The following is an 11820-nucleotide window of genomic DNA, read 5'->3' as shown; positions in this document are numbered from 1 at the left end:
AGAGTGCGCTGGCGTTCGTCCCAAGTGTTCCGACCTTATGTTTCACCCACTCAAGGCCTTGGGCCCTGGAGTTATTTCATGGTAGATCACTCATCACCGCCCCGTCCGCCGTTGAGCACCGCAAGCCTGATAATTCGGTTGGCCAGCATCGGCGTGGTGGTTGCCGTCGTGGCCGGGGCGTTTGCCTACGTTAACGGAAGCCTCGACCCACAGCGGTTGCGTCCCAAAACCCTGGTCAATGCCTTGGAAACCAACAACGGCTTGCACCCTGGCTACCGGCGTAACCATGCCAAGGGCGTGTGCGTGGCCGGTTATTTCGAGAGCAGCCCCGAAGCGCGCCAGTACTCCAGTGCCCAGGTATTCAGCGAGGCGCGCACCCCGGTTATCGGGCGTTTTGCGCTGCCCAGCGGCAACCCGTATGCGCCGGACAGCAGCGTGCCGATCCGCAGTTTTGCCTTGCAGTTCAACTTGGCCAACGGCCAGCAATGGCGCACCGGGATGAACAGCATGCCGGTGTTCCCGGTGGGCACGCCCGAGGCCTTCTTCGAGATGCTCAAGGCCGGCGCACCTGACCCGGCCACCGGCAAGCCGAACCCGGCAGGCATGCCGGCGTTCTTCGCGGCGCACCCCGAGACCGCGCCGTTCCTGGCCTGGGTCAAGACCGCCAAGCCGTCTGCCAGCTATGCCACTGAAACCTATAACGGCATCAACGCGTTTTACCTGGTAAACGCCAGCGGCCAACGCCAGGCCGTGCGCTGGGGCGTCGTACCGCAAAGCCAGGATGCTGCGGGGGCTACGGCGCCCGCCGGCAGCGACTTCCTCGAAAAAGACCTGGCCCAGCGCCTGGTGGCCGGGCCGTTGCGCTGGCAGTTGAGCCTCACCCTGGCCAACCCGGGCGACCCGGTGGATGACGCCAGCAAGACCTGGACCGGTGAGCACAAGGTGCTGAATGCCGGGACCCTGGTGCTGGAAAGCAGCCAGCCGCAAATGGACGGTGATTGCCGTGACATCAACTTTGATCCACTGGTGCTGCCGAGCGGTATCGAAGCCTCGAATGACCCATTGCTGGCCGCCCGTTCGGCGGCGTACGCCAGTTCCTACCTGCGTCGCACCAGCGAAGTCAGCCAGCTGCACAGCGCCCCTCAGGAGTCGAAGCCATGAATGCCCAACCCCGGTTTTTCGCCCCGCTGGCGCGGCTGCTGCATTGGCTGATGGCGTTGATGATCATCGCCATGCTGTTTATCGGCGCGGGCATGGTGGCCTCGGTTTCCGAACGCCATGAGTGGCTGATCCACCTGCACAAGCCGCTGGGCATTGCGATCCTGGCGCTGGTGATCGTGCGCCTGGTGGTGCGTTTTTCCACGCGCCAGCCGCCGCTGCCTGCCGACTTGCCGCTGTGGCAAGTGCTGGCGGCCAAGGCCTCCCACGTGGTGCTGTATGCGTTGATGCTGGTGTTGCCGCTGCTGGGCTGGGCGATGATTTCAGCGGCCGGCGACCCGGTGATGCTCAGCAGTTCGGTGCAGTTGCCGGCGCTGGTGGGGGCGAATGCGCCGTTGTTTGCCGTGTTGCGCAAGGCTCACGGTTACCTGGCGTATTTGCTGTTTCTGACGGTGTTGTTGCACCTGGCGGCGGCGCTGTTCCACGGTTTGATCCGGCGTGATGGTGTGTTGCAAAGCATGACCGGCAGCAAGGACTGAAGCCTTCCCCGGCGACGGTTGCTGTGATGCAGCCGTCGCCGGGATCGTGGATGTATTAGCGCAATACGCCGACGATATCCGCCACGCTGCTCAACACGTCCTTGCCCAACTGCATCGAGCGTTTGCCCGACCAGCCAGTGTGCGGGTTGGGCGCGTCGTCGTTGTCCTTGAAGGGCATTTCCAGGGTCAGGGACAGGCAATCGAACTTCTCGCCGACGCTGTTGCACGCCAGGGTCATATTGGCTTCGCCCGGCAGGTCGCGGGTGTAGCCATGCGCGGTCTGAAAATCCCGGGTGAGGTTGCTCAGGTGGCTGCGGAAGTGTTTTTCCAACTGCTCGATACGTGGCGTGTAGCCCGGGTTGCCTTCACAACCGGCGGTGAACACATAGGGGATTTCCTCGTCGCCGTGGATATCCAGGAACAGGTCAACGCCGTACTTTTCCATTTGTTGCTGGACGAACAGTACTTCGGGGCTGATCTCCTGGCTCGCACTCTGCCAGGCGCGGTTGAGGTCCTGGCCCATGGCGTTGGTGCGCAGATGCCCATGGAACGCGCCATCGGGGTTCATGTTCGGTACCAGGTACAGGTCGGCGGCGGCCAGGAGCTTTTTCAGCTCGGCGTCACCGTCCTGTTGCAGGCGCTCGATGATGCCTTCCATAAACCATTCGGCCATGTGCTCGCCGGGATGCTGCTGGGCGATGATCCAGACCTTGCGCTTGTTGGCCTCGCCCTTGCCACGGCGCAGCAGTTGGATATCACGGCCTTCGACACTTTTGCCGGTGGCCAGCAATTGCGTGCCGGCGCGGTTCAGCGCCTGGTCGATCAGCCAGTCGTGGCGTTCGCGGCTGTAGGGTTCGAAGTAAGCGAACCAGGCCTGTTTTTCACGGGTTTCGAGGGTGATGTGCAGCGTCTCGCCATCAAAGCGGGTGGGCACCCGAAACCAGTTGATATGGTCGTAGGACGCCACGGCGTTGTAGCCGCTCCAGGCGTGCTTGTAGGACGAGTGGCCGGCATTGCTCAGGCGGAAGGTGTGGGTGTGACCCACATGCATGCCTTCGGCCTTGAAGTGGAACCACTGGTAGTGCTGGCTGCGCGTATCGGGCTTTATCGCCAGCAGCAACTGGTGAGCATCACTGGCGTCGAGCACCTGGATATTGCCACTGTCGAAGTCGGTGCTGATCTTGATGGAGGTCAAGGCCACGGTCATAGTCTGGTTGCCTGAATATGAGTGTTGTGGCGGGCATTTTACACCGGAGCGGGGCAAAGCCTGGATGCAATTTTTGCGGGTGAAGAGGGGGGCGTCGTCCATGACGCCGCCGCAGCTTAGAATCTATGAGATTGATTCTCAAGTGCTATTTTTGAAAGAACCGGCCTAGAGCGCTCGATCGACTTTCTTTTGGCGATGGTCTTTTGCTACCATGCGCGCCATCAAGCAACACACAGTCTTCATTAGCCTGAAGTCACGCCAGGGAAAAACTGGCAAAAAAAAGACCCGGCCAAAGAGCCGGGTCAAAAACCGTGATTAGCCTGATGAGGAGATATTCCAAGAGTCCGACCTAAGGTCTCTTGGTCTATCGACTGATCTCGCGATCAGCTAGGTCCAATAATAATCATTATCATTTGCAAGTCAAATGTTTTTATCCCTTGGATAGAAATATTTTTCCCGCGTGCCTGTTACAGGCTGGCCGGCTGTTCGGCACCCCTCGCCGAAAGCCGCAGTGACCGCTCCACCATCACCTTCGCCATATCGATCAAATAGACCACTGAAAACGCCAGGTCCCGGCTATTGCCGTGGGCGCTGTTTGCCGATTCGTACGCAGTGGCCGCGGCGCTGCGCAGCAGGTCGGAGGCGTGGACCAGGGCCTCCTCGTCGCTGATGCCGGGCTTGACCTCGAACAACGTGTCGTCAACGGAGGGCGGTGCGGCATCCTCTTTCAGGTAATAGTCCAGCGCGCGTTGGGCGGCGCCACTGCTGCGCAGGAACAGCCGTTCGTCTTCATCGCAGGTGTCGGGCAGGGTATACGGGGTGGTCGTCATAAGGGCAGTGCTCTGTGTGGGTGTCGAAAGCCTGCAATCGATATTAGTACTAATCGTATTTATGGCGTTTTATTGATTACTACAAACTGTTTATTGTCGTGGTGAGTACACAACGTATTGTCAGGGCCCATGGATAAATGGATAGCGTTGGTCAAGGCCAACATGAAAGACCGCAAGGTCACGCAGGACCAACTGGCGTCGCGCCTGGGCATGTCTCAGGGCGGGGTCGGCCACTGGCTGAACAAGCGTCGGGTGCCGAGCCTTGCCGATATGAACCGGGTGATGCAGGAGCTTGGCCTGGATGGGCTCGAGGTCGCGCTGGTGGTTCGCGAAAAAGCGCTCGCGGCGGTTGCCGAGGAACTGCAGCCGGCGCCGCACTACAACCCGAATTACCGTTACCCGGTGAGCGAAGGGAAGGGAGGCTACCCATTGCAGGAAGAACCTCGGCCGTACGGCGTTACTCGTTTTCAGATGAGCGACTATCAGGCCCGTGGCAAGGCGTTCTGGATGCGCGTGACTGGCGACGCCATGACCGCCCCCAGCGGCTTGAGTATCAATGAAGGCACGATGATTCTGGTGGACCCGGCCATCCAGCCCGAGCCCGGCAAACTGGTGGTGGCCCAATGGGCATTTGATTCCCAGGCGATCTTGCGCAAATGGGTCAGGCAGAGCGGCCAGCTTTACCTGGTGCCGCTCAACCCTACGTACCCGAATATGCTGTTCAGTGAAGAGTGCCGGATCATCGGCGTGGTGGCGCAGGCGGTCACGAGGTTTTAACTCGCGGCTTCCAGCTCCACCAGTGCGCTGCCTTCACCGACCATTTCGCCTTCCTGGCAGTACAGCGCCTTGACCACGCCGGCATGGGGCGCGCGAATGCTGTGTTCCATCTTCATGGCCTCCAGCACCACCAACTGCGTACCGGCTTCAACGGTTTGCCCGACTTCCACCAGCACTCGCACGATGCTGCCGTTCATCGGTGCGGTCAGGCCGCCCTGATGGGACTGGCTGGCGTCGACGGCGGCAATCGGGTCGAACAGGCTGACACTGTGCACCTCGCCGTCCCAGCGCAAAAACACACTGCCGCCCTCGCGTACCGCCAGATGGGAGCGGCGCACGCCGTGCTGGTCGATCAGCAATTGTTCGCCGTGCAACTGGGGCGGGTTGATGCCGGCTTGCAGCATTACCAGGCGATCCTGGCCGTTGCAGCTCAGGTGCAGGGAAACCTCGCCCGGCAAGCCTGCGCGAAAACCTCGGGTGTCGGCCCAGGGCGAACGGGTGTCAGTGCTCGGTTGGGTCTGCATGAACGCCTGGCCGGCGGCCTGCCAGAATGCCTCACTCAATTCGCCAGGCGCCGGCAGCAGCTCATCCTGATAACGCGGGATAAACCCGGTATCGAGCTCGGCAGCGGCAAACGCCGGATGGCCGATAATGCGCCGCAAGAAGCCCAGGTTGGTCTTCAGTCCACCCACGGCAAATTCATCGAGCATGCCCAGCAGCCGCAGGCGCGCCTGTTCGCGGTCTTCGCCCCAGGCAATCAGCTTGCCCAGCATCGGGTCGTAGAACGGTGACACGTTGTCGCCTTGTTCGACGCCGCTGTCTACCCGGCGCCCGGGCCCTGGCGTGGATTCGCGGTACAGCGCCAGGTGCCCGGTGGCCGGCAGAAAATCGTTGGCCGGGTCCTCGGCGTACAGGCGCACTTCAATCGCATGCCCCAGCAGTGGCACTTGCTCCTGAGTCATCGGCAGCGGCTCGCCCTGGGCCACGCGAATCTGCCAGGCCACCAGGTCCAGGCCGGTGATGGCCTCGGTCACCGGGTGTTCCACCTGCAGCCGGGTGTTCATCTCCATGAAGAAAAACTCGCTCCGGGCGTCCAGCAGAAACTCCACGGTGCCCGCGCCCACGTAGCCGATGGCCTGGGCCGCACGCACGGCCGCTTCGCCCATGGCCTTGCGCTGCTCGGCACTCAGGCCCGGCGCCGGGGCTTCTTCGACGACTTTTTGATGGCGGCGCTGGATCGAGCAATCGCGCTCATTGAGGTACAGGCAGTGACCGTGCTGGTCGGCGAACACCTGGATCTCCACGTGACGCGGCTTGAGCAAATACTTTTCCACCAGCATCTGCGCATTGCCAAACGAGGACAGTGCTTCACGCTGTGCCGAGGCCAACGCTTCGGCCAGTTGGCTGACGTCCTCGACCACCTTCATGCCCTTGCCGCCACCGCCTGCCGTTGCCTTGAGCAGCACCGGGTAACCGATACGCTCGGCTGCCTGGCGGAAGGTCTCCAGATCCTGGGCGTCGCCGTGGTAACCCGGCACCAGCGGCACGCCGGCGGTTTCCATCAACGCCTTGGCGGCCGATTTGCTGCCCATGGCATCAATGGCCGAGGCGGGCGGGCCGAGGAAGATCAACCCGGCGGCTTCAATGGCGCGGGCAAACCCTGCGTTCTCCGAAAGAAACCCGTAACCCGGGTGAATCGCCTGGGCGCCGCTGGCCTGGGCCGCGGCGATCAGTTTGTCGATTTGCAGGTAACTGTCGGCGGCCTTGCTGCCGCCCAGGTCCACACGAATATCAGCCTCGCGGGTGTGCCGCGCGTCACGGTCGGTGGCGCTGTGCACGGCCACGGTGGTCAGGCCCATGGCCTTGGCGGTGCGCATCACCCGGCAGGCGATTTCGCCACGGTTGGCTACCAATACGGTAGTAAGCGTCTTCATGAACGCGGCTCCTGAGGCTGCCAGTTGGGCGCGCGTTTTTGCAGAAAGGCACGCAGGCCTTCCTGGCCTTCGGCGCTGACGCGGATCCGGGCGATGGAGTTCTCGCAGTAGCGACGCAACGCTGGCGTCAGGGCACCGTGGCCGACTTCCCGTAGCAGGTCCTTGCTGGCGCGCATGGCCGCGGGGCTGTTGAGCAGCAGATTGGTAATCCACAATTCGACATGTATGTCCAAATCATCGGCAGGATAACTTTCCGCCAGCAAGCCGATTTCCCGTGCCCGCTGACCGCCAAAGCGATCCGCTGTGAGGGCATAGCGACGGGCTGCCCGTTCGCCGATCGCCTGCACCACGAACGGGCTGATCACCGCCGGCGCCAGGCCAATGCGCACTTCCGACAGGCAGAACTGCGCATCGTCGGCGCCAATCGCCATGTCGCAGCAACTGATCAACCCCAGGGCACCACCGTAGGCCGCACCCTGGACTACCGCCAGCGTCGGGATCTTCAGCTTGGCGAGGTTGTACATCAGCTCCGCCAGTTCTCGGGCATCGTCCAGGTTGGTGTGGTAATCCAGTTCGGCCGACTGCTGCATCCAGGCCAGGTCGGCGCCGGCGCTGAAGTGTTTGCCGCGCCCGCGCAGTACCAGAAAGCGCAGGGCCGGATCGCCTTGCACCCGGTCCAGGGCAATGATCAGTTCGCGGATCATTTCGGCATTGAACGCGTTGTTCTTGGCTTCACGACTGAGCCACAGCGTGGCAAAGCCACGGGGGTCGGTGATCAGTTCGAGGGTGTTGAAATCGCTCATGGGGTGCAGCTCCATTTACATGCGGAACACGCCGAAGCGGCTCGGCTCGATGGGGGCGTTCAGCGCGGCGGACAGGGCCAGGGCGAGCACGTCGCGGGTCTGCAGCGGGTCGATGACGCCGTCATCCCACAGCCGTGCGCTGGAGTAGTAGGGGTGGCCCTGGGTTTCGTACTGGTCGAGGATCGGCTGCTTGATCGCCGCTTCCTCATCGCTGCTGAAACCCTGGCCGGCGCGCTCGGCCTGCTCACGCTTGACCTGCACCAGCACGCCGGCGGCCTGTTCGGCGCCCATCACGCCGATGCGTGCGTTGGGCCACATCCACAAGAAGCGCGGGTCGTAGGCGCGTCCACACATGCCGTAGTTACCGGCGCCGAAGCTGCCGCCGATGATCACGGTGAACTTCGGCACCTTGGCACAGGCTACCGCTGTCACCAGTTTGGCGCCGTGCTTGGCGATGCCGCCGGCTTCGTATTTCTGGCCGACCATGAAGCCGGTGATGTTTTGCAGGAACAACAGCGGAATCCCGCGCTGGCAGGCCAGTTCGATAAAGTGCGCGCCTTTTTGCGCGGCCTCGGCGAAGAGAATGCCGTTGTTGGCCAGGATCGCAATCGGATAGCCGTGCAGGTGCGCAAAGCCGCACACCAGTGTGGTGCCAAACAACGCCTTGAATTCATCGAACACCGAGCCGTCCACCAATCGCGCGATCACTTCGCGCACGTCGAACGGTTGCTTGGCGTCGGCCGGAATCACGCCGTACAGCTCTTCGCTGCTATAAAGCGGCGCCAGCGGCGTGCGTTGTTGCAATTGCCCCAGCTTGCGCCAGTTGAGGTTGGCCACACTGCGCCGAGCCAGGGCCAGCGCATGTTCGTCGCTGTCGGCATAGTGGTCGGCCACCCCGGAAATCTTGCAGTGCACATCGGCACCGCCCAGGTCTTCGGCGCTGACCACTTCTCCGGTCGCCGCCTTCACCAGCGGCGGGCCGGCGAGGAAGATGGTGGCTTGCTGCCGGACCATGATTGCTTCGTCCGCCATCGCCGGCACATAGGCACCACCGGCAGTGCAGGAGCCCATCACCACCGCGATCTGCGGGATGCCCTGGGCGCTCATGTTCGCCTGGTTGAAGAAGATTCGTCCGAAGTGCTCGCGGTCCGGGAACACTTCATCCTGACGCGGCAGGTTGGCGCCGCCGGAGTCCACCAGGTAGATGCACGGCAGGCGGTTCTGCTCGGCGATGGTCTGGGCGCGCAGGTGTTTCTTGACGGTCAGCGGGTAGTACGAGCCGCCTTTCACCGTAGCGTCGTTGGCGACGATCATGCATTCGACGCCTTCCACCCGGCCAATCCCGGCAATCACCCCGGCAGCGGGCACGTCTTCGCCGTACACCTGATAAGCCGCCAGCTGGCTGAGTTCAAGGAACGGCGAGCCAGGGTCGAGCAAGCGATTGATCCGCTCGCGGGGCAACAGCTTGCCCCGCGACGTATGCCGCTCCTGGGCCTTGGCGCCGCCGCCTTGCTGCACCTGGGCGAGCAGGGTATGCAGGGCGTCGACCTGTTGGAGCATCGCCGCGCTGTTGGCGGCGAATTCCGCCGAGCGCGGGTTGAGCTGGGTGTGCAGGGTAGCCATGGTGCGCGCTCCGTTCAGCGGGTTTCGTTAAACAGTTCGCGACCGATCAACATGCGCCGGATTTCACTGGTGCCGGCACCGATTTCATACAGCTTGGCGTCACGCAATAGACGGCCAGCCGGGAATTCATTGATATAGCCATTGCCGCCGAGAATCTGGATCGCGTCGAGGGCCATCTGGGTAGCGCGTTCGGCGCTGTAGAGGATCACGCCGGCGGCGTCCTTGCGCGTGGTTTCGCCGCGCTCGCAGGCCTGGGCCACGGCGTACAGGTAGGCGCGGCTGGCGTTGAGCTGGGTGTACATATCGGCGACCTTGCCCTGGATCAGCTGGAACTCGCCGATGCTCTGGCCGAACTGCTTGCGGTCATGGATGTAGGGCACGATCAGGTCCATGCAGGCCTGCATGATCCCGGTCGGGCCGCCGGACAGCACAACGCGTTCGTAATCGAGGCCGCTCATCAGCACTTTCACGCCGCCATTGAGTGCGCCGAGGATGTTTTCTTCCGGCACTTCGACGTCATCGAAAAACAACTCGCACGTGTTGGAGCCGCGCATGCCGAGCTTGTCGAACTTGTTGCTGCGGCTGAAGCCCTTCGAGTCGCGCTCGACGATAAACGCGGTGATGCCGTGGGCACCCTTTTCCAGGTCGGTCTTGGCGTAGATCACGTAGGTATTGGCATCAGGGCCGTTGGTGATCCAGGTCTTGCTGCCGTTGAGCACATACACACTGCCGCGTTTATCGGCGCGCAGCTTCATGGAGACCACGTCGGAGCCCGCGTTCGGCTCGCTCATGGCGAGTGCGCCGATGTGTTCGCCGCTGATCAGCTTGGGCAGGTATTTGAGTTTTTGCTCATGGGTGCCGTTGCGGTTGATCTGGTTGACGCAGAGGTTGGAGTGCGCGCCGTAGGACAACGCCACCGAAGCCGAGCCCCGGCTGATTTCTTCCATGGCCACCACGTGGGCCAGGTAGCCCAGGCCGGCGCCGCCGTATTCTTCCGGCACGGTGATGCCCAGCAGGCCCATATCGCCGAACTTGCGCCACATATCGGCGGGGAACAGGTTGTCGATATCGATCTGCGCAGCGCGCGGCGCCAGTTCCTTGGCCACGAAGGACTGCACCTGGTCGCGCAGCATGTCGATGGTTTCACCGAGGGCGAAGTTCAGGGAGGGGTAACTCATGGACGGGCACCTTCTAGCGTTGTTTTTGTATGGCCAATACGCCGGGGAGGGCGATCACCTTTACGTTAACGTAAACTTGCGTTGCGGGCCTGTCAATCGTAGTTTACGTTTACGTCAACCTACAAAAAAGACAACAGGGGTCGTTATGGATCAATCGAATCAGAGCTACAGCCGCGGCTGTCAGGATAAGGCCTTGCTGGCCATGACTATCGGCCAGGCCTTTGATCAAACGGTTTCGCGCTACTCCGACGGCGAAGCCTTGGTCGTGGGCCATCAACAGCGTCGCTACACCTGGCGGCAACTGGCAGAGACGGTTGACTTGCATGCACGTGCGTTCCTGGCCTTGGGGATGCAGGCCGGCGACCGCTTGGGCATCTGGGCCCCCAACTGCGCCGAGTGGTGCATCAGCCAGGTCGCCAGCGCCAAAATCGGCGTGATTCTGGTCAATATCAACCCGGCGTATCGCAGCAGTGAATTGGAGTACGTACTCAAGCAATCCGGTTGCCAGTGGTTGGTGTGCGCCGGGTCGTTCAAGACCTCCGATTACCACGGCATGTTGCAGGAGCTTCAACCTGACCTGCGCGGCATCATCAGCCTTGATCCCAGCCCGCCCCCGGGGTTTACGCCCTGGTCGCAATTGGCGGCCCTCGGGGCAGGCGTCCCGCCCGAGCAATTGCAGATCCGCCAGGCCGGCCTGCACTTCGATCAACCCGTCAATATCCAGTACACCTCCGGCACCACCGGCTTCCCCAAGGGCGCCACCCTCAGTCACCACAACATCCTCAATAACGGCTACATGGTTGGCGAAAGCCTGGGCCTGACGGCGCAAGATCGCCTGGTGATCCCGGTGCCGCTGTATCACTGCTTTGGCATGGTGATGGGTAACCTGGGCTGCATCACCCATGGCACCACGATGATCTACCCGAGTGACGGTTTCGACCCATTGCTGACCCTGGCTGCCGTCGCCGAAGAACAGGCCACCGGGCTATACGGGGTGCCTACCATGTTTATCGCCATGCTTGATCACCCGCGCCGCGCCGAGTTCGACCTGTCGCGCCTGCGCACCGGGATCATGGCGGGCGCCACTTGTCCGATCGAGGTGATGCGCCGGGTTATCGGCGAGATGCACATGAGTGAGGTGCAGATTGCCTATGGCATGACGGAAACCAGCCCGGTGTCGTTGCAGACCGGGCCGGATGATGACCTTGAGCGGCGTGTTACGACGGTTGGCCGGACCCAGCCACAGCTGGAAAGCAAGATTATCGATGACGCCGGTAACACGATTGCTCGGGGCCAGGTAGGGGAGCTGTGTACCCGTGGCTACAGCGTGATGCTCGGTTACTGGAATAATCCTGACAGCACTCGTGAGGCTATCGACGAGGCGGGCTGGATGCACACCGGCGACCTGGCGACCATGGATGAACATGGGTATGTGTGCATCGCCGGGCGTAACAAGGACATGATCATTCGCGGAGGTGAGAACGTGTACCCGCGGGAGTTGGAGGAGTTTTTCTTTACTCATCCGGCGGTGGCGGATGTGCAGGTGATCGGGATTCCGGATGAGCGCTATGGTGAGGCGATTGTGGCGTGGATCAAGTTTCATCCGGGGCATGTGGCCAATGAGCTTGAGCTGCAGACGTGGTGCAAGGGGCGGATTGCGCACTTCAAGATGCCCAAGCATTTCAAGTTTGTGGATGAGTTTCCGATGACGGTGACGGGGAAGATCCAGAAGTTTCGGATGCGGGAAATTATGATTGAAGAGTTGAAGGGG

The 11820-nt window shown here is 62.0% G+C and carries 10 protein-coding genes; 4 read left to right on the top strand and 6 right to left on the bottom strand.

Annotation, left to right across the window (positions count from 1 at the left end; all coding sequences use genetic code 11):
- Positions 1 to 78 precede the first annotated feature (78 nt).
- Together HX873_RS27740 and HX873_RS27735 are read left to right on the top strand one after the other, a co-directional pair.
- Positions 79 to 1161 (top strand): catalase family peroxidase, encoded by a 1083-nt coding sequence (locus HX873_RS27740; protein ID WP_177009823.1) that lies wholly within the window; start codon positions 79 to 81, stop codon positions 1159 to 1161.
- Complete coding sequence (locus tag HX873_RS27735) at positions 1158 to 1697, top strand: cytochrome b (RefSeq protein ID WP_003212459.1); 540 nt, start codon at positions 1158 to 1160, stop codon at positions 1695 to 1697. The genes HX873_RS27740 and HX873_RS27735 overlap by 4 nt, the downstream gene beginning before the upstream one ends.
- Before the next feature lie 55 nt (positions 1698 to 1752).
- Here the strand turns inward: HX873_RS27735 and HX873_RS27730 are convergent, their stop codons facing one another.
- Positions 1753 to 2904, bottom strand: a complete 1152-nt coding sequence (locus tag HX873_RS27730) for a M14-type cytosolic carboxypeptidase (protein ID WP_003212460.1) — start codon at positions 2902 to 2904, stop codon at positions 1753 to 1755.
- 467 nt (positions 2905 to 3371) lie between these two features.
- Entirely contained in the window at positions 3372 to 3734 is a 363-nt protein-coding gene (locus tag HX873_RS27725) for a DUF6124 family protein (RefSeq protein ID WP_102369523.1), read from the bottom strand.
- A gap of 129 nt (positions 3735 to 3863) precedes the next feature.
- Here HX873_RS27725 and HX873_RS27720 point away from each other — a divergent pair, with 129 nt between their 5' ends.
- Positions 3864 to 4511 (top strand): LexA family transcriptional regulator, encoded by a 648-nt coding sequence (locus tag HX873_RS27720; protein ID WP_177123504.1) that lies wholly within the window; start codon positions 3864 to 3866, stop codon positions 4509 to 4511.
- Here the strand turns inward: HX873_RS27720 and HX873_RS27715 are convergent.
- From HX873_RS27715 to HX873_RS27700, 4 genes are read right to left on the bottom strand one after another with little or no spacing between them, the layout of a single operon-like run.
- On the bottom strand, positions 4508 to 6445 hold the full coding sequence (locus HX873_RS27715) for an acetyl/propionyl/methylcrotonyl-CoA carboxylase subunit alpha (protein ID WP_177123503.1): 1938 nt from the start codon (positions 6443 to 6445) through the stop codon (positions 4508 to 4510). The two genes, HX873_RS27720 and HX873_RS27715, sit on opposite strands and share 4 nt — an antisense overlap.
- The gene (locus HX873_RS27710; protein ID WP_003212468.1) at positions 6442 to 7248 is read right to left on the bottom strand and encodes a gamma-carboxygeranoyl-CoA hydratase; all 807 of its coding nucleotides are present in this window, start codon (positions 7246 to 7248) and stop codon (positions 6442 to 6444) included. The genes HX873_RS27715 and HX873_RS27710 overlap by 4 nt, the downstream gene beginning before the upstream one ends.
- Before the next feature lie 15 nt (positions 7249 to 7263).
- Complete coding sequence (locus tag HX873_RS27705) at positions 7264 to 8871, bottom strand: carboxyl transferase domain-containing protein (RefSeq protein WP_003212470.1); 1608 nt, start codon at positions 8869 to 8871, stop codon at positions 7264 to 7266.
- A 14-nt stretch (positions 8872 to 8885) separates the two neighbouring features.
- Positions 8886 to 10049, bottom strand: a complete 1164-nt coding sequence (locus HX873_RS27700; RefSeq protein ID WP_003212472.1) for an isovaleryl-CoA dehydrogenase — start codon at positions 10047 to 10049, stop codon at positions 8886 to 8888.
- Between the two features lie 145 nt (positions 10050 to 10194).
- On the opposite strand from HX873_RS27700, the gene HX873_RS27695 reads away from it, so the two are divergent.
- A partial coding sequence (locus HX873_RS27695; protein WP_177123502.1) for an AMP-binding protein occupies positions 10195 to 11820 on the top strand: 1626 nt, incomplete at its 3' end.

It is taken from the genome of Pseudomonas sp. P7758 (assembly GCF_013386485.1).
In the GTDB taxonomy this organism is placed as follows: Bacteria; Pseudomonadota; Gammaproteobacteria; order Pseudomonadales; family Pseudomonadaceae; genus Aquipseudomonas.
Note: the sequence above shows the minus strand (reverse complement) of the source record. Positions and strands in the feature narration are given on the sequence as shown.

Bases quoted from the DNA above. Each gene is read 5' to 3' on its own strand.
- HX873_RS27740 (WP_177009823.1), top strand. From the start codon at position 79: ATGGTAGATCACTCATCACCGCCCCGTCCGCCGTTGAGCACCGCAAGC.
- HX873_RS27735 (WP_003212459.1), top strand. From the start codon at position 1,158: ATGAATGCCCAACCCCGGTTTTTCGCCCCGCTGGCGCGGCTGCTGCAT.
- HX873_RS27730 (WP_003212460.1), bottom strand. From the start codon at position 2,904: ATGACCGTGGCCTTGACCTCCATCAAGATCAGCACCGACTTCGACAGT.
- HX873_RS27725 (WP_102369523.1), bottom strand. From the start codon at position 3,734: ATGACGACCACCCCGTATACCCTGCCCGACACCTGCGATGAAGACGAA.
- HX873_RS27720 (WP_177123504.1), top strand. From the start codon at position 3,864: ATGGATAAATGGATAGCGTTGGTCAAGGCCAACATGAAAGACCGCAAG.
- HX873_RS27715 (WP_177123503.1), bottom strand. From the start codon at position 6,445: ATGAAGACGCTTACTACCGTATTGGTAGCCAACCGTGGCGAAATCGCC.
- HX873_RS27710 (WP_003212468.1), bottom strand. From the start codon at position 7,248: ATGAGCGATTTCAACACCCTCGAACTGATCACCGACCCCCGTGGCTTT.
- HX873_RS27705 (WP_003212470.1), bottom strand. From the start codon at position 8,871: ATGGCTACCCTGCACACCCAGCTCAACCCGCGCTCGGCGGAATTCGCC.
- HX873_RS27700 (WP_003212472.1), bottom strand. From the start codon at position 10,049: ATGAGTTACCCCTCCCTGAACTTCGCCCTCGGTGAAACCATCGACATG.